The sequence below is a fragment of the Marisediminicola senii genome (genome assembly GCF_011057645.1).
Classification (GTDB): Bacteria; Actinomycetota; Actinomycetes; order Actinomycetales; family Microbacteriaceae; genus Marisediminicola; species Marisediminicola senii.
Window position 1 is genome coordinate 25,230 of sequence record NZ_JAALGE010000023.1, and the last position, 17,091, is coordinate 42,320.

12 protein-coding genes and 1 pseudogene are annotated in these 17,091 nt (G+C 62.9%); 2 read left to right on the forward strand and 11 right to left on the reverse strand.

From position 1 onward, the window contains the following. Positions 1-139: 139 nt before the first annotated feature. Positions 140-1,234, forward strand: a complete 1,095-nt coding sequence (locus G5S38_RS08975; RefSeq protein WP_165067520.1) for an O-antigen ligase family protein — start codon at positions 140-142, stop codon at positions 1,232-1,234. Between the two features lie 42 nt (positions 1,235-1,276). Here G5S38_RS08975 and G5S38_RS08980 read toward each other — a convergent pair whose 3' ends face one another. The 6 genes and pseudogenes from G5S38_RS08980 to pth (G5S38_RS09000) form a co-directional block, all read right to left on the reverse strand. Beyond that, positions 1,277-2,749, reverse strand: a complete 1,473-nt coding sequence (locus G5S38_RS08980) for a lipopolysaccharide biosynthesis protein (RefSeq protein WP_165067523.1) — start codon at positions 2,747-2,749, stop codon at positions 1,277-1,279. Further along, positions 2,746-3,669 (reverse strand): glycosyltransferase, encoded by a 924-nt coding sequence (locus G5S38_RS15930; RefSeq protein WP_407943837.1) that lies wholly within the window; start codon positions 3,667-3,669, stop codon positions 2,746-2,748. Before G5S38_RS15930 ends, G5S38_RS08980 begins: the two co-directional genes overlap by 4 nt. Positions 3,670-3,734: 65 nt before the next feature. Then, positions 3,735-4,799 carry a polysaccharide pyruvyl transferase family protein gene (locus G5S38_RS15935; RefSeq protein WP_407943836.1) on the reverse strand — a complete coding sequence of 355 codons (1,065 nt, stop codon included), beginning with the start codon at positions 4,797-4,799 and terminating at the stop codon, positions 3,735-3,737. A gap of 67 nt (positions 4,800-4,866) precedes the next feature. Continuing rightward, positions 4,867-8,490: a transcription-repair coupling factor gene (gene mfd, locus G5S38_RS08990; protein ID WP_165067529.1), complete on the reverse strand. Its 3,624-nt coding sequence runs from the start codon at positions 8,488-8,490 to the stop codon at positions 4,867-4,869. Between the two features lie 82 nt (positions 8,491-8,572). Next, positions 8,573-9,388 (reverse strand): endo alpha-1,4 polygalactosaminidase, encoded by an 816-nt coding sequence (locus G5S38_RS08995; RefSeq protein ID WP_165067532.1) that lies wholly within the window; start codon positions 9,386-9,388, stop codon positions 8,573-8,575. A 47-nt stretch (positions 9,389-9,435) separates the two neighbouring features. Next, positions 9,436-9,759: pseudogene (gene pth, locus G5S38_RS09000) on the reverse strand (aminoacyl-tRNA hydrolase); the annotation flags it as partial. A gap of 112 nt (positions 9,760-9,871) precedes the next feature. On the opposite strand from pth (G5S38_RS09000), the gene G5S38_RS09005 reads away from it, so the two are divergent. Beyond that, entirely contained in the window at positions 9,872-10,945 is a 1,074-nt protein-coding gene (locus tag G5S38_RS09005; RefSeq protein WP_165067535.1) for an acyltransferase family protein, read from the forward strand. 18 nt (positions 10,946-10,963) lie between these two features. On the opposite strand, the gene G5S38_RS09010 is transcribed toward G5S38_RS09005, so the two are convergent. The 5 genes from G5S38_RS09010 to G5S38_RS09030 all read right to left on the reverse strand — a co-directional run bounded on the left by G5S38_RS09010 (position 10,964) and on the right by G5S38_RS09030 (position 16,896). Next, positions 10,964-12,934: an acyltransferase family protein gene (locus G5S38_RS09010; protein WP_165067538.1), complete on the reverse strand. Its 1,971-nt coding sequence runs from the start codon at positions 12,932-12,934 to the stop codon at positions 10,964-10,966. 937 nt (positions 12,935-13,871) lie between these two features. After that, positions 13,872-14,456, reverse strand: coding sequence for an aminoacyl-tRNA hydrolase (gene pth, locus G5S38_RS09015; protein ID WP_165067542.1), 585 nt, complete (start codon positions 14,454-14,456; stop codon positions 13,872-13,874). Between the two features lie 29 nt (positions 14,457-14,485). Then, on the reverse strand, positions 14,486-15,181 hold the full coding sequence (locus tag G5S38_RS09020) for a 50S ribosomal protein L25/general stress protein Ctc (RefSeq protein ID WP_165067545.1): 696 nt from the start codon (positions 15,179-15,181) through the stop codon (positions 14,486-14,488). A 282-nt stretch (positions 15,182-15,463) separates the two neighbouring features. Next, a complete protein-coding gene (locus G5S38_RS09025; protein WP_165067548.1) occupies positions 15,464-15,787 on the reverse strand; it encodes a putative quinol monooxygenase in 324 nt (107 codons plus the stop codon). Then, entirely contained in the window at positions 15,787-16,896 is a 1,110-nt protein-coding gene (locus tag G5S38_RS09030; RefSeq protein ID WP_201276634.1) for a D-2-hydroxyacid dehydrogenase, read from the reverse strand. Before G5S38_RS09030 ends, G5S38_RS09025 begins: the two co-directional genes overlap by 1 nt. Positions 16,897-17,091 lie beyond the last annotated feature (195 nt).

A 17,091-nucleotide genomic window follows, 5' to 3' on the forward strand; every position in this document is an offset into this window, starting at 1 on the left:
TGGTCTTCGTCCTTGGCACCTGTTGTTGTTGGCTGCAATTCTGATAGCGATCTCCAGTTCCTTGTCCGAAGGCCTTATCCGTAAGGCGCGACTGCTCCCCGTTGATCTTGGCGTCGGTCTTTACGTCGGGGTGTGCATTGTGGCCGAACTGATCAACGCCCGTGAACTCCGTTTTGCACCAGATATTTTGAACGTCATTTCGCCGCTTTTCTATTACATGGGTTACATCGCCGCTCGCATCTCCGTCCGCTCGTATGATCAAGCGGTTTACTTCTTGCGACAGTTTGTCTGGCCCATCCTCATCGCCACGCCGCTTGCCCTAGGTCAATCGCTGGGAAATCCGGGAATCACTCAATTGGTACTCGCGGTGGCACCCGGCGCAGGTGCTACTAGGCGGCTCGAAAACGATGGATTGACCCGGGCAACTGGTCTGGTAGGTCACTGGACAGGGTTCGGAGCTTATGCAGTGTGCGTCGTCGCTGCAGCAGTTGCACTGCTTATCATTTCGAAACACTTGGGCCTGCGCCGACCCCGCCTCGCGCTCGTCACGCTCCTGGCCGCTGCAATGTGTGTGATCTCGACTCTCACATTATCGGTGGCTGTGGCTGCCTTAGCGATCGTGCTGTGCTGTTGGCGTTCGGCGGGGCTCGGTCGTCAACTCCTGATCGCGGCCGGGGTCTTGAGTGCGACCGCCTCTGTTGTGTTCGGGTCACTCATACAGGCCCGTGTGGACCAGCAGTTTACTGACCGAGTCAGCCGCATCTCTTGGCTGCCTGATTGGGTGCCAGATACTCTGAATTACCGGGCGCGTATTTGGACCGAGCAGACCATTCCCATGGTGCAAGACCGCCCACTCACTGGATGGGGTACCAACCTTTATGAAGGGGTGTATCTGGGGCTTGAGGGGCAACGTGTCTACCCAACGCAACTGCTCTGGCATTCACCCGAGTCTCAATGGCTGGGGTCAGCTATGACCTTCGGATTGTTTGGGCTTTGCGCACAGGTGGTTCTACTTCTAGCGATCGCCCACCTTCTCATATCCGCTCACCGCGAACGCGACAGCATGCTAATCGCACGACCAATACTCATGCTCTTCGTAATGTCGATACTTGTGGCGACCACCGTGCCGGTTTTCACCAACAGAGGTTTCCCCATGGCCTTCTGGCCCCTCTTGGGCGTGTTGACAGGCATCTACCTCAGCGGCAGCCGCTCTGCTCGCAATAGCGCCGATTAGGCGAGAAGGCCTCCCCGCACATCACCGTCATCACCTGCGTAGTCAGCGGGTCGATCCCCGTCGCCGCAAAGCTTTGCCCACGAATACAGGCAAAGAGAGCAAATCCTTTCGAAATTGACGCCAGATCAGGGATATAAAGGCGAGGCTCAGAATAAACGCCCCCGTACCCGCTGCAAGCTGTGACCACGTTGTCGTGAACTGTGAGCCAATGACGAGTGAGGCTACGGATGCGAATGAGTAGCCGATCACCGCTCGCGTCCCGTTGAAGAACATGGCTTTACTCGGAGCGCCGCAGGCCCGCGCCACCCAGAGGAGCCCTAACGGCCAGACGATTGCGTTGCTTATGGAGTATGCCCACGCAACACCGGAGACTCCCCAGATTGACCCGATCAGTACTGCAACGATGATGACGGGTCGCGAACTGAGCGCCCATAACAGCTGCGAGCGCGTTGCGGCGTTCGCTAGAAACACCCAGTACGTTGCGTATGCGGCTGCTTGGAAGACTCCCGAGATGGCCAGAATTTGGAAGATGGGCACAGCAGGGCCCCACCCAGGCCCTAAAAGAATGCCCAAGAGCGGTTCGGCGACTGCAGCAGCGAGTGCGAAAATCAGCGCGACACCGTGCACCAGCAGCGTCTGTCCTGTCAGGAGGAAACGATCGAAACGGGGCCGATCGTCGACAAGCCGCGCAAGAACAGGGAGGGCCACACGAGTCGAAGGGGCATTTATTTGATTTAGAGGCATAACCAGAACCTGGAATGCTCGGTTGTAGTAGCCAAGATCAGAAGCGCCCAGACGACTTCCAATGATTACAGAATCAATATTCTTGCTGACGTAAGTAATCAGCTGAGCTGTTACGAGGTAGCCGCCGAACTTCACGAAGCTCATTGTGCCCGCCCCACGGCGAAACAGACCAGGAATCCACTTCGTGAGTATCAGCAGCGGAATAGTCGCGGAACCAGCGGCAACTATCTGCTGGACAGCCAAGGCCCAATAACCGCCTCCCAAGAACGCCACAATGAGTCCTGCCGCGAGGCCCGCCGCTTGACTTCCTACCTCGACACCGGCGAGAGCCCCAAAACGCATGTTTCGGGCGAGGTGCGCCCGATACTGGGTACCCAATCCGTTCAAAATGAAAGTGACGGAGATTGCTTGCGCGAGCTGAACAAGGCGCGGCTCTCCGAAGAACACAGCGATGGGCCACGACATGAAGAACCCAAACAGAGAAAGCAGTGTCCCAATCAGGGAGTTAAGCCAGAAAAGGTTGGAACGCTGTTGCTGGGATAGGTGCGGCGCTTGAACCGCCGCCTGCGTGAGCCCAAAGTCTCGGAAAACCTCTCCGACTCCTACTACCGCCACGACCATAGCCACCAACCCGAAGTCAGACGGGTCGAGTGTTCGAGAAAGAAGTACTACTCCGACCAACTGAATTGCGATTCGCCCGCCTTGGCCGAGCATTGTGGTGGCTGCACCACGTGACGCAGCAGCACCGAGGCCATCTACGGCACTACTCATGCTGAAAGCACTGATCGATACGCGGCCTCGTGTGCTGCACTCACCCGTGACCACGCCCGGTCACCCAGAGGAGGAGTCTGGCCGTGACCTCCAGTTCGCGCCCACTTCAATGCCTCTACGATGTGTGGCTCGCTAAGCGGACCACGAAAAGTCATCACCCAAGAACTCCCGAATTCTCTGCGCAGTGCACGTCCAGTTGAGGAATCGGGCACGAGAACTTTCCGAGCAAGTGAGAGTGCCACAAGGACCGCACCAGAACTGTGCATCTCGGTATACGGGAACACCACTAGCTGAGCCGCCGTGATCTCTCTGACCAGTTCGCCATCGCTCACGAAGTCGAGTCGGCTAGTTATGCGATCATCCTTTTGTTGAGCCTCGCGAACTGCTCGAGTCACCGCGGGATCAACTGGACTGCCAACGATTCGCAACTGAACCGCGCCTCGAACCTGAGGGAAAACGTCGACAAGACGCTCAACCCCCTTATATCCCTTCAGCAACCCGAAGTAGAGAACTCGCTGGTCTACCTGAGGGCTCCGAGGGAAGGAGGCAAAGGGTTCCTCGTACCCTCCATGGGGAATCTCTACGCTACGCGACGCGATCAGGTTTTCGGTCTCGGGCACGAGGTGGATTTCCAACTTGGTGATCCGGTCGAAACCCCTACCAAGAATCGCGTCACAATCCGTTTCCTTGCCGCTATGCGGCTCCAGATTATGCAGCGTTCGAACCACCGGAGTGCTCGTGACCCTAAGTCGTAGGAGCAGCAACAGAACTAACAGACGCCGAGCCGCACCTTTCGCTCCGCCGACTCGACCAACGAGGTGCTCCGGCCAGTGAAGATGGAAAATCTCGTATTTTCCGAGAATGGCATTTGGCCATGTGAAGAACCGGACCCGCACAACACTATTCTCTGTACCGGCCATATGGCTCGAGTACCGGGTCTCACCTGGGACTGGCGCGCGCAGCGAGTGCAAGATGGTGATGCGTTTCACGACGCACCGCTAACGCCATTGCACGATTTGAGGATCGACTCGCGTACCCGGTTCACACGGTCTCGCGCCAACTGCAGATCCTCTGCAAGGCATTGTGATACCTCAGGGCTGCGCTGGGACACACCCTCGACCGGGATCGAATACGTGAACCCGGCGGCCTCAAGGGTGCGAGACAGTTTGCGGGAGCTATCTGGGGCTAGTGCGATCGGTACAGAACCTTCCGTCATAGCGGCGACCAGTACGTGCAACCGGTCTGAAACGACCCAGGAACTGCGCCCATAGACGGCTCGCACCTGACGCTCGCGAGAAGCGTGGCCTACCTCCGGGGACCAGTCGTCATAGTCCGCGCCCAGCGCCGTAGCTAACCAAACTAGGCGGTCCCGATCGCGCTGGACTTGACAGACGACAAGCGGGACCGCGTCTAAGGAATCGATGAGACGCCGGGCCCGCGTAATCCACTCGTCACTCGGCTGTTCTCGGTCCCCTCGGAGGCTGAAGACAATCTGGGCGGGGTACAGATTCTCTCCGCTTCGCTCCCTGATGGAATGCGTGGTGGAGCCTTCCGAGAATGCCCAATCTGGCATCACGTCACCCGTTGCCATCGCATCACGCGACCTTTCATCTCGCCACGCGGTGACGTCCGCTGATCTAGCCAACCACCTAAGAGCGCGGCTTATTGGTTCATCCGTATTCCGCAAACCAGCGCCAGCCTGAATGACAGAACCGCCCCGAGCGCGCACCAACGCGACTATGGGAAGCATCGCTACACGGTCGCGTACGAATGCGCGGTTCAAGGTGAATTCGCCAGCGTTGAAGAACAGATGCGTTTTGCGAACTAACGTCGATCTCAGAAGCGACCCCAGCCACTGAATTCGACTGGTGTAGACGTAATCCCCCGCGTCTAAACCTAAATTGTCGCTGTACTGCGACGAGTTCGGGCCCACCAGCACGTGACACTCACCGACTCGTTTCGCAACACTAAGAAGTGGGCGGCGAAGTAGCGAATCCCCCAGATTGTCCCGTTGACCCGTCAGCACAACGAATACTTTCACCCGCTTCATACATTCGCCCCCAGAACGTCTCAGTTGACGTTACTGCACTGGTTCGCGGCAGACGAGTAGATCCGGGTCAACTGGTTTGAGTTGCGGTTGTCGTATCCTGAGCCACTACTGCACCGAAAATGGCAATAAGAAGTTCGCTTGTCCACGCAATTAATGCCGCATCGTCTGGCAGCGCGCCGTTCTTCTTGGGTAGCGGCACCGTCACCGACTTGCTCGCCGCGAAGTAGCGTGCACCGGGGTACATGCGCTGCAGGCGAATTTGGACGGAATCGAGTAGCTCCGTGGTTGCGACACGCAGGTTGCCGCCCATCGAAACGACCTCACTGAGACCGGCCTTCTGTGCCATTCGGCGTAGACGCGAAACCTCGACGAGGTTGCGCACCTGCTCCGGGGGCTCGCCGTAGCGGTCGGTGAGTTCTTCGAGGACCTGGTCGATCGCGGTATCCGCCGATGCAGGTCCACTCGCGGCCGACAGCTTTTGGTACGCCTCGAGCCGAAGGCGCTCACTCTCGACGTACTCCTCGGGGATGTGCGCATCGACAGGTAGTTCAAGGCGGAGCTCGGTCTGGCCCTCAGCGACGTCGCCGCGGAAGGTGCTGACGGCCTCACCGATCATGCGCAGGTAGAGGTCGAAGCCGACGCCGGCGATATGTCCGGACTGCTCACCACCGAGCAGGTTCCCCGCGCCACGGATCTCGAGGTCCTTGAGAGCAACGTGCATTCCGGCCCCGAGCTCATTATTCGCGGCGATGGTTGCCAGGCGGTCGTGGGCTACCTCTCCGAGGGGCTTCTCGGCGTCGTAGAGGAAGTACGCGTAGGCGCGCTCGCGTCCGCGGCCGACCCTCCCCCGCAGCTGATGCAACTGGCTGAGGCCGTACTTGTCGGCCCGGTCGATGATCAGCGTGTTCGCGTTCGCGATGTCGAGGCCGGTCTCGATGATCGTGGTGGAGACGAGCACGTCGTACTTGCGTTCCCAGAAGTCGACCATCACCTGCTCGAGAACGTGCTCGGGCAGCTGTCCGTGCGCAACGGCGATGCGCGCCTCAGGCACGAGTTCGGCGATCTGGGCGGCGGCGCGGCTGATACTCGATACCCGGTTGTGCACGAAGAACACCTGGCCCTCGCGCAGCAGCTCGCGGCGGATGGCGGCGGTGACCTGCGCGGGGCTGTAGGGCCCGACGTAGGTGAGGATTGGGTGCCGGTCCTCCGGCGGGGTGGCCAGGGTCGACATCTCACGAATACCGGTGACAGCCATCTCCAGGGTCCGCGGGATGGGCGTCGCGCTCATGGCGAGGATGTCGACGTTGGTCTTGAGCTTCTTCAGCGCGTCTTTGTGCTCGACGCCAAAGCGCTGCTCCTCGTCGATGATGACTAGCCCGAGGTCCTTGATGACGATGCTCTTCGACAGCAGGCGGTGGGTGCCGATGACAAGGTCTACGGTGCCGTCGGCGAGGCCGTCGATGGCCTCCTTTGACTCCTTCTCGGTCTGGAACCGGCTGAGGGCGCGAAGGTGCACGGGGAATCCGGCGAACCTCTCGGCGAAGGTCTCCATGTGCTGGCGCACGAGGAGGGTGGTCGGCACGAGCATGATGACCTGCTTGCCGTCCTGGATGGCCTTGAACGCGGCGCGGATGGCGACCTCGGTCTTGCCGTAGCCGACGTCGCCGGCGATGAGGCGGTCCATCGGGATGGGCCGTTCCATGTCGGCCTTGACCTCATCGATCGTGGTGAGCTGGTCCGGGGTCTCCGCGAATGGGAACGCCTCCTCGAGCTCGCGCTGCCACGGGGTGTCGGGTGGGAAAGAATGGCCCTTGCTGGCCATGCGGGCGGAGTACAGCTTGACGAGCTCGACGGCGATGTCGCGCACTGCGCGGCGAGCCTTGCCCTTGGCGGCGGACCAGTCGCTACCACCCATCTTGCTCAGTGACGGTGCCTCTCCCCCGACGTAGCGGCTGAGGAGGTCGAGCTGGTCTGTGGGAACGTAGAGCTTGTCGCCCGGATAGCCGCGCTTCGAGGGCGCGTACTCGATCGCTAGGTACTCGCGCGAGTTCTTGACCGGGTTGCGGCCACCGGTGCTGACCTCGCGCTGCACGAGTTCGATGAACTTGCCGATGCCGTGGGTGTTGTGAACAACGATGTCGCCGGCCTTGAGTTGCAGCGGGTCGACGACATTCTTGCGGCGGGTGGCGAGCTTCTTGACGGCGCGGGATCCGTAACCGGCTGCGCGACCGTAGAACTCGTTCTCGCTGAGCACAGATATCTTGGCGTCGGGCAGTTCGAAGCCGGCTTCGACGGAGGCCTGGATCAGGTAGGCGACACCGGCCTCGGTCTTCTTGGGAAGCTCGTCAGAGACGCGACCGGACATGCCGTGCTCACCGAGTGCTTCGGCGGCCCGGTCGACGAGACCGGTGCCCTGGGCGACGACGACAACGGTCCAGCCATCGGCGAGGCGGGCGCTGACATGGTCGATGGCCCCGTCGGCGACCCCGGTAAAGCTGGGCACGGTGGTGGCGGCGATGCGCACATAGTCGCCCGCGCTCTCGACCATGGCCGAGATGTCGGTCTCAGGGGTGGCATCGGCAGCGCCACTGTCGAACGAGCTAAGGGTCCACCAGGCGCGGCCGCCGGCGGCGTCGCGCAGCTTGGGCAGACTCATGAACTCACCCGAGGCGAGGTCGATCGGGGCCTCCGCTCCGACGGTGGCGGCGTTCCACGCGGCGCTGAGGAATTCGCGATTCGTGTCGACGAGGCTCTGGGCTCGGGCGGACACGCGTTCCGGGGAGAACACCGCGATGGCGGCATCCACCGGAAGGTAATGCGTAATGGGCACGAGCTTGTCGACGAGCGCGGGGGCAAGGGACTCCATGCCGTCGACGGGGATGCCCTCGGCGATCTTGGCGAGCATGGTGCTGAGGCTGGGGAACTCGTGCTGCATCTCGCGGGCGCGCTGGCGCACCTCGGGGCTGAGGAGCATCTCGCGGCTGGCCGGCAGGTCCACCGTCTCGACGGGGTCGGGAAGAGATCGCTGGTCTGCGACCGAGAAGAAGCGGATCTGTTCGGCCTCGTCTCCGAAGAACTCGATGCGGGCGGGGTGCTCGGCGTCGGGTGCGAACACGTCGAGAATGCCGCCGCGCACCGCGAATTCGCCGCGACGAGTCACCATGTCGACGCGCGTGTAGGCGAGGTCGACGAGCTGCACGGAGAGTTCGCCGAGGTTGTAACCGCGCCCGCCGGTGGTGAGGCGTAGCGGTTCGAGGCTAGTGAGGTTGTCGGACAACGGCTGCAGTGCCGCGCGCACGCTGGCGACCACCACGATGTCGGTCGTGGTGGTGCCGGCGGCGATGCCTTCCTGCCACTCCTTCATTCGGCGGAGCGCGTGAATGCGCTTGCCGACGGTCTCGGCCGATGGGCTGAGACGCTCGTGCGGGAGGGTCTCCCAGGCGGGAAACTCCACGATTTCGGCAGTCGGGATCATGCACGGCAGCGATGCGCGGAGAGATTCGGAATCCCGGCCGGTAGCGACGATGACGAAGAGCGCCTGCGGGCCGGTGCGGGCGTCGAGGAGCCCAGCGAGGAGCGGAGCGCGCAGCCCGTCGACAAGGGAGAAGTCAGCGCTGCGTTTGGCGTACTCCAGGGCGTCACCGAACGTTTGGGCGCGCGCGAGCGCCGGGATCAAGCCCTGAAGAGTCACCGGAGAAGTCTACGCGCGGGTGGTGACATGGCAGATGTGTGGGGCGGGGGCTTGTACAACCCGTGGACCGAGGCAAGCAACGTCAGCACGTTGTGTACACATAATCGTCATCGTTCGCCGGGACGAGGTTGTGGTCGCGGACGATGGTCGACGGGGACGGGTCGAGGGCGGTGACGCGGGAGCACACCGCGTCGACGGTTCCTCGGAGATCGTCGGCGTATTCGATGTTGTAGACCAGACCGCCGTACGCAGCGGTGTAGGCGTCGCATTCGTCGTACCGGTCGCACTGCTCGGTGATGGCGAGATCGAAACCGATGTCGTTCCGGCCTACCTCTGCAACTTCGGGCGCGTTTTTCTGCGCGGCAGCAAGACCCCGGGCATGGGCAGACTCGACGAGTTGGGTTGCGAATGCCACAGCGTCGGCTTCGTCGAGGGCACCTCCGGAGCGCGTCCAGGAGTCGAAGTTGTCGAATTCGACGGCTAGGTAACCGGAGTCGTCGCATCCATCGACCGTCGTCTTGAGGCGCTCGGCAATCGCAGCACGCTTAGCAGGGGTTGAGGTATCGAGGATGTTCTCGTCGGGCCAGCCGGGGTCGACCAGCAGCTCCCCATCGTCGGTGTGGACGAGGAGGGCGGCGGGCCACGCGACACCAGGCTGGGTCTGGAACCCGTTGACGTAACAGATGCCATATGCGTCCTCGGCGGCATCGTCGGTGCTGTCGCGGGCGACTACCTCGGCGCCGGGCGGGACTGGGGAATTGCCGCCGAGTTGGTAATCGAACTGTGCGCCGGCTGGGGGGAGCACGATGTCGTTCGGCGATGCGGCGTCCTCGCTTTTGCATGCCGTGATGGTCAGCGCGGCAGTCAGGAGGAGTGCAATGGAGAGGGTGACTCGCATGGGCCGAGCTTAGGGTGCGGTGGCGGACGGCACCCGGGCGCTGCGGGCTACGTCGCGGTGTGAAACTCCAGCTGCGCTGCCGTCAGTCCGTCGGCGGTGACGAGCTCGACAGCATCAGACAGCGTTTTGGGGAGCATCTGCCGCTCGGTGGAGGAGAAGTCACGCAGCACGAAGTCGGCGGCGGGCTGGCGTCCGGGAGGGCGGCCGATGCCGACGCGCACCCGGAGGAAGTCGTTGGTGCCGGTCGCGGCGATGATGTCGCGCAGGCCGTTGTGTCCGCCGTGTCCCCCACCGTTCTTCAGGCGTATGGAGTCGAACGGGATGTCGAGTTCGTCGTGCACCACGATGAGGTGCGACGTCTCGATCGCAAACGATCAATCTGGGTGGAGGAGTCCCGGTGGTGAGAATGAAGTGGCAGCTAGCTGTTGCTGACGGGGTACCCTGAACCGACATTCGCGTGCCGAGCATTGGGGAGCCCGCCGCATGACACGACTCGATTCGCTCACCGGAGTGCGGTTCTTCGCCGCGTTCCTTGTCTTCGGATTCCACAGCGTCGCGTACGTCGGCGGCTCACAACTCGACGTGTTTAGCGCCGGAATGGTCGGCGTCTCGCTGTTCTACATCCTCAGCGGGTTCGTGATGTCGTGGACCGCTCGCGAAAGTGACCTCGTAGGGCACTTCTACCGGCGTCGGTTCGCCCGCGTCTACCCGGCATTTTTCGTTGCCTGGTTGCTCTCGCTCGCGCTTCTGCTTAGCCGTGGCTCACTCGACCTGTGGGACGCTCTGCCACCCACATTGCTACAAGCTTGGTTCCCGGTGGAGGCCGCCTACTTCGCCGGCAGCGCCGTATTCTGGAGCCTGTCTTGCGAGGCGTTCTTCTACTTGGTGTTCCCGTTCCTCAATCGCCTACTGGCGAGGTTCGGTATCCGTGGTCTTATTGTCATTGGCCTCGCTGCAGCAGCGGTGAGCATCGGAACGGCAGTCGCCATGCTCGGAGTCGCAGAGGGCCCACTCACTCGGTGGGCGCTAATCATCTTCCCGCCGCTGCGCCTGATGGAGTTCGTGATCGGCGCGGTGCTCGGACGTCTTTTCCGGCGCGGCATCCGCGTGCCAGTGCCCGTCTCGGTCGCCGTCGTGCTGGCGGGAGCCGGTGTATACCTCTCATCCATCGCGCCTTACTCGCTATCCCGGTACGCGGTGACGCTGCTGCCTTTCGTCGTCCTGGTGGCGGCGCTTGCGAGCAGCGACCTGAAGAACCGTCCCAGCGTTTTCCGGTGGACTCCGGTTGTTTCACTTGGCGTGTGGTCCTACTGCTTCTACCTATTGCACGCCATGGTGCTTGTCAGTGTGTTCGTCATTGCGTCGAGAACAGGCGTGATCGACGACGGAGCATCGAGTCTTCGCGTCTGGGGTGTCCTCGGTTTCGCGTTTATCGCATCCGTTGCCGCAGCTTGGATACTCCACGTCCTGGTGGAACGGCCCTACGAGCGACGCTTTCGAGTTGCGGGTCCCAAAGAAACAAGCCAGCCGCCGGAGTCCACTCGACAGATACAGTGAGGCAAGGAACCGGCTGCGCTAAGGAATGTGCCTCAGCAGCTGCTCCTCAAACGCATCCGTCATCGAGAACGCAAAAGTCGCGGTCATGTGGTGCGCGTCGCGGTAGACGAGCGCATTGCCGATGACTGCGGGGCAAGACGACTCATTGCAGAAGTAGTCGACGAAGTCGAGATATTCGGCGTCGAGATCCTGCTCGGCCGCGCGAGTGTCGGGGTCGATAGCCGTCTCACGCGAAATGGCGCATTCCGATGTGTCGTCAAGGTGCGCGGAGAGACAGATTGACGGATTAGCGAGGGCGTGCGGAGTGTCCGCAATGACCACGACCCCGGATGACGACGGTAACGCGTTCACAGTGGCGCCCAGCGCGTCACGCCACGTTTGGGCCGCGTTGGCATCGCTCGCCACCTGTGCTCGGCTGTAGTTAGCCAAGAGCACGACATCCGGTGCTGCGGCGTTGAGCCGTTCGATTACGGCTTCGCGCCAGACCTCGCAGGCCCCGTAGTCGGGTTCGGCGAGGATCGCTGACGCGCATGAACTCTTAGTGTTCACGTCCAGCCGGATGGTGCCACGGTCGGCGAGCTCCGCCAGCGCGGGGTACCACTGAGCGGCATGCGAATCGCCGAACAAAGCAACGAGCGGCGCTTCCGAATTCTTGCCAAGCTGGCAGCCGGACGCATCGGTGGCGCTGAAGTTGCGGTGGCACCCGTTCGAGTAGATTTCGGGGTTGTCGTCGGCAACTGCGCGCAGCGTGGGCCGCATGTTGGAGGGCACAAACGGCGTCCCTTCCGGGAGCATCGTCACATCTGCCTGCGGTGCTTCGCGGTCGTCACTTAGCTGCATCGCGTTCACGGGGACACTTGCGACCGCAGCCAGCGCGAGGACCGCTACCGACGCACAAATCGTGGCCACGAGCGAGCGGCGCGGACGGGACAGGGTCAGAAACCGCCATTTGCGACCGGGTTCCTCGACGTACTTCCAGCTAAGCCAAGCCAGCGGTACTGCGGCAGCCCCGAGAGCGAGCGTCGCCGAGAGGGGCAACGGACTGCTGACACCCACCGCCTCCTGCGGAATGACTTGTAGCGGCCAGTGGATGAGGTAGAGCGAGTACGAAATCCCGCCTAAGAATAATGCCGGGCGAACGGATAGCACCTTGGCCGGCCCGTACCTCCCGCGCCGAACACCGGCCAAAATGACGAGCGCTGTCCCAGCCACGGGGAGCGCCGCCTGCCACCCCGGGAAGGTGGTCTGTGCGGTGTATGTAAATGCTGTCACGAGGATCATGGCCAACCCGAGCCACCCCAGGAAGGGCAAGATCCTCGCGTTCAGCCATCGCGGCGCGGCAGCTACCAGCAGGGCCAGCAGCCCGCCCGCGCCCAACTCCCATGCCCGCGTCGGGAGCATGAAGAAAGCTATTGGTTGCGAGATTTCGGTGACTACGACAGAGCACGCGAACGAGATCGCGACCACGAATACGAGCGAAACGACCACCCCGCGGAGGGAACGCTTTGCCCACACAAACACGAGCGCCATGAGCAGCGGCCACAACAGATAGAACTGCTCTTCGATACCGAGCGACCAGTAGTGCTGGAACACAGACGGTGCTGTTTCCGCGAGGTAGTCGGTGCCCTCGACCGCAAACAGCACGTTCGGCACGTATAGGGAAGTCGCCGCCGCGGCCCGCAGCATGGCCGGCAGCTGTAGCGGCGGTAGCCAAATCAGGCTGGCCATCAGAGACAGCAGCAGCACCACGAACGATGCGGGCAGAATACGCCGCGCACGACGGGCGTAAAACTCGGCGAATCGTAGCCGCCCGTGGGCTTGCATCTCGGACCAAATATGTCCCGTGATGAGGAACCCGGAGATGACGAAGAACACGTCGACACCCACGTACCCGCCGCTGAGTATGCCGACGCCACTGTGATAAAGAACCACAAGAAGGACTGCGATCGCTCGTAGCCCTTGAATATCCCCCCGGAATGCTTTCCCCACGCCGCGAGGCTACCCGATGAGGCGGGCTTTCACTCGACCGGGGGTGTTCTGTGCTGCGGTCAGGCGCGCGTTCTCCGCGGTCAGCTCGGAGATCTGGATGCACAAGTCACCGCTGATGGCGAGCATTCGATGAATCTGCTTATTTGGGCCGCTTGGAGCAGGGCGTTGAGTTGGGTCGTGGTGGATGCGGGGGTAGGGGCGTTGGGGATGGCTGATCGACACCGAAGAATTTAGCACCACTTCACCTGACGACCGCGCGATGGCGATCGGGGCGTTAGTTTCGGCGCCCGAGTCGTCATGCCGTCGCGATGTGAAGGGCGAGCCACTGTTGCGGCCGGTCCCAGCGTTCGAACCCATTCAAATTCACCATTTACGGCGCCTTCGAGTTACCGGGCCCGAAGTCGAACCGCGCTGCGCTGCGGTACCACCCCTAGTGGGTGCCCCGATCTGGAACTCCGACTGGTTCGTGCAGATAAACGAGAAGCCTGCGTTGGTGAGATAACGGAAGGCGACGTCGACTCCGACACCACCGGTGTTGGACTGAATGTAGGTGATTTGAAAACGAGTGCACAGAAAACCCGCGGCGACCGGTACCTTGCCGGGCTCGATGGGCTGCGCCGCTCGATTATGGCCCTCACATTCAGGTGGGGAGGTCGTTGATGAACGCCTTGCGGTGCAATGATTCCCGATGCCGGAGTTCTGGCCGTCAGTCTGATTTATTTGACCAGTGAACCGGGGCACGTTTGGGGCCGTGAGTCCGCTGTCGACCAGCAGTCCACCTACAGGTGCGTACCTGGGCACATCGTGGCTTGACGGGCCCGGGTCTTTGCCGCAGTCGTGGAGGTAAATAGCGGTCTTGACTCTGGTTCAGCACGAGCGGATTGTGCCGTGCAGGAGCGCGATGTCTGCCATCGGGGGCGACGCCGGGCGCTGCGGGCTACGAGGCGGTGTGGAACTTCAGCTGCGCTGCGGTGAGTCCGTCGGTGGTGACGAGCTCCACAGCATCCACCGCATCAGACAACGTATTGGGGAGGGTCTGCCGCTCGGTGGAGGAGAAGTCACGCAGCACGAAGTCGGCGGCGGGCTGGCGTCCGGGAGGGCGGCCGATGCCGACGCGCACCCGGAGGAAGTCGTTGGTGCCGGTCGCGGCGATGATGTCGCGCAGGCCGTTGTGTCCGCCGTGTCCCCCACCGTTCTTCAGGCGTATGGAGTCGAACGGGATGTCGAGTTCGTCGTGCACCACGATGAGGTGCGAGGGCTCGATCGAGTAGTACTTGAGGAGGTTGGCGACCGGCCCGCCCGACACGTTCATATACGTATTGGGCTTGGCCAACACCAGCTTCGGCGCGCCGGGGGTCGTGCGACCCTCGGCTACCGCAGCGTTCGCCCTGTGGTTGCGAAAGTTCGCCGAAACGCGGTGCGCGAGCTCGGTGAGCACCATCGCACCGACGTTGTGGCGGTTGCCGGCGTAGTCGGGCCCGGGGTTGCCGAGCCCGACTACGAGCCACTGGTTTTCGCCCACTGGCGGCTTCCGACGGAAGAGGTCCGTGACTACTTCTCGTCAGCCTCGGCCTCGGCGGCTTCTTCAGCAGCCTCGGCGGCTTCGGCCTCAGCGGCCTCGGCCTCTTCGGCAGCTTCGTCTTCAGCGTCAGTGGTGAGGTCGAGCTGCGGCACGGTCACGTTGACCACGAGGGTCTCGGGGTCGGTGATGAGCGTGGTGCCCTTCGGCAGCACGAGCTGGCTCGCGAGGATCTGCGTGCCCTCTTCGAAGCCTTCTACGCTGACGACGACGTTCTCCGGAATGTGCGTGGCCTCGGCCTCGACGGAGATGAACGGGGTCTCGAGCTGCGCGAGGGTTCCGGGGTAGCTTTCGCCCTCGACGTGCACGGCGATGTCGATGACGACCTTCTCACCCGAACGGATGATGGTGAGGTCGATGTGCTCGACGAGCTGGCGCACGGGGTCCTTCTGCACGTCCTTGACCAGGGCGAGCTGGCTCTTGCCATTGATCTGCAGGTCGATGATCGCGTTCTTCTTGCGGAGCAGGAGAACGGTCTCGTGGCCCGGCAGGGCGAGGTGCAGCGGGTCGGTTCCGTGGCCGTAGACGACCGCGGGGATTCCGCCGGTCACGCGCAGCTTGCGGGCCGCGCCCTTTCCGAAGGACTCGCGCACGACGGCCTCGATGCGGTTGGTCTCGACCTTCTTGGCCGGCTTGTCGTCGCGACGGTGGCTCTTGATCTCAGCCATAGTGATCTCATTTCTGTGGGGCATGCCCACGGTTCTGGCCCCTGTGTTCCGGTTGTGCCGGAGTTTCGAAGGGGGATGTCAACTCGAACGCATGTCAGCGTGAGGAAGACCGTGTGCCTTGCCCACCGCGTCGATTACGGATGCCCGGTTTCTGCGTAATGCAGGTCGCGGGTAGCCCTCGCCGAAGTTCAGTGGCCGAGTTTACACGGTTGTGGCGTGTCGCGGATTCTCGGGCGTTCGGGTGGCGGTGGCTGGCGGGCTTCGGGTGGCGGTGGGCGCTGGTTACAGGGTGCCCTGGGTTTCGGTGCCGGCGGGGATCGGCGTGAGGCGGGTCACGTCGATCGGCGCCGCGAGCTTGCCGGCGAGGGACTCACCGAGCGCGGCCACGGCGGGCCCTGCCCCGTGCGCATCGAGCAGCTCGGCGCTCTGCCACTTCTCGATCATCACGATCGACCCGTCTGGCGCATCGTGGATCGCATAGAGGAGGCATCCACTCTCTTCGTGCACGGCGGCGATCGCGGGCTTGAGCGCCTCGACCACGGCGTCGTGCTGGCCCTCGGCGGGGGTGAAGATGGCGGTGACGACTACGGGGCTGTTGGTTGTCATTAGTAGAACTCCACTGTGTTGACTCGGTTGATGAGGGTGGCGCCGGGGTTGTCGGCGTTGGTGCCGTTTGCTTCTGCGCTCTTCGCTTCGGCTTCTAGCCAGAGGGTGGCGTTGCGGGCGAAGAGTTCGGCGATCAGGCGGTCTTCTGCCTGATTGAGCGCCGCGGTGTGGGGGCTGATGAGAACGTGTGGATGCGTCCACAGCGGGCTGCCCTCGTCGAGCGGTTCCTGTGCCACGACGTCGAGTGCCGCGAAGCCGATGCGGCCATCGTTCAGCGCGTCGAGGAGGGCGGTCTCGTCGATGACGGTTCCGCGGCCGACGTTGACGAGCGTGGTGCCCGGCTTCACCGCGGCGAAGAAGTCGGGGCCGAGGAGGTTCTCGGTCTCTGCGGTTCCGGGGAGGGTGACCACGATTCCGTCGATGTCGGCGAGGTGCTGCAGCATCCGATCGGGGTGAATTATTTCGGCGACGTTGTCGAGGCTTGTCTCGTGGCGGCTGGTGCCGATCACCGTGGCGCCGAGGGCGGTGAGCTTCTTCGCGGTCTCCTTGCCGATGCTGCCCAGGCCGACGATGAGGATGCGCTGTTCGGAGATGAGGCCCATGGTCCAGCGGTTCTCCCAGACCTTGTTTCGCTGGCGGTCGAGGAGTTTCGGCAAGGTTTTTGCGCCGGCCAGGAGGCCGAAGACCGACCATTCCGCGAGGGGAACGGCGTGCACACCGGCGGTGGTGCTGAAGGCGATGCGGTTGAGGGCGTCGTCGTCGAGGTTCGCGGCCTTGACCTGGGCTCCTCCCCCGGCTGGCATGGTCTGCACCCAGCGCAGGCCCGGGTTCGCGGCGACGGTGCGCGCGAGCTCGGACGGCTTGTCATCGGGCAGGCCGTAGAGCACCTCGGCGCTGTCGACGAGTTTCTCGAATGCTTCCTGCTGCTCGGGGGTGCGGGTGAAGGCGGGGTCGCCGGAGTGGTCCCCGGGGTGGCGCATCGGGGGGAGCAGGGTCTGGTCGCGGATGAAGTCGATGCGCGGCTCTAGCTCGATGACTCGGGCGATGAGGTCTTCGGAGATGGGGGTGGCGGCTACCACTCGGAGGCGGGCTGTGGGTGTGGGGGGCACGGGGCGTCGTCCTCTGTTGGGGTGGGTGTGTGGGTGGTGCGTGTGGGGCGGGTGCCGTGGTTCTAGGTTACGGGGGTGATTGTCGGGGGCGGGCTGGTTGGGGTCGGGAGGGGTGGGTTGGTTTCGGGCTGGGCGGGGCGGGGCGGTCGCGGGCGGGGGGGGGGGGGGCGGGTCCTCCTCTCCAGGCGTGCCTTT

Excerpts from the sequence above, each read along its gene's own strand:
- G5S38_RS15930 (WP_407943837.1), bottom strand. The coding sequence starts at position 3,669 with ATGGCCGGTACAGAGAATAGTGTTGTGCGGGTCCGGTTCTTCACATGG.
- G5S38_RS08980 (WP_165067523.1), bottom strand. The coding sequence starts at position 2,749 with ATGAGTAGTGCCGTAGATGGCCTCGGTGCTGCTGCGTCACGTGGTGCA.
- G5S38_RS08995 (WP_165067532.1), bottom strand. The coding sequence starts at position 9,388 with ATGCGAGTCACCCTCTCCATTGCACTCCTCCTGACTGCCGCGCTGACC.
- G5S38_RS09005 (WP_165067535.1), top strand. The coding sequence starts at position 9,872 with ATGACACGACTCGATTCGCTCACCGGAGTGCGGTTCTTCGCCGCGTTC.
- G5S38_RS09020 (WP_165067545.1), bottom strand. The coding sequence starts at position 15,181 with ATGGCTGAGATCAAGAGCCACCGTCGCGACGACAAGCCGGCCAAGAAG.
- G5S38_RS15935 (WP_407943836.1), bottom strand. The coding sequence starts at position 4,799 with ATGAAGCGGGTGAAAGTATTCGTTGTGCTGACGGGTCAACGGGACAAT.
- G5S38_RS09025 (WP_165067548.1), bottom strand. The coding sequence starts at position 15,787 with ATGACAACCAACAGCCCCGTAGTCGTCACCGCCATCTTCACCCCCGCC.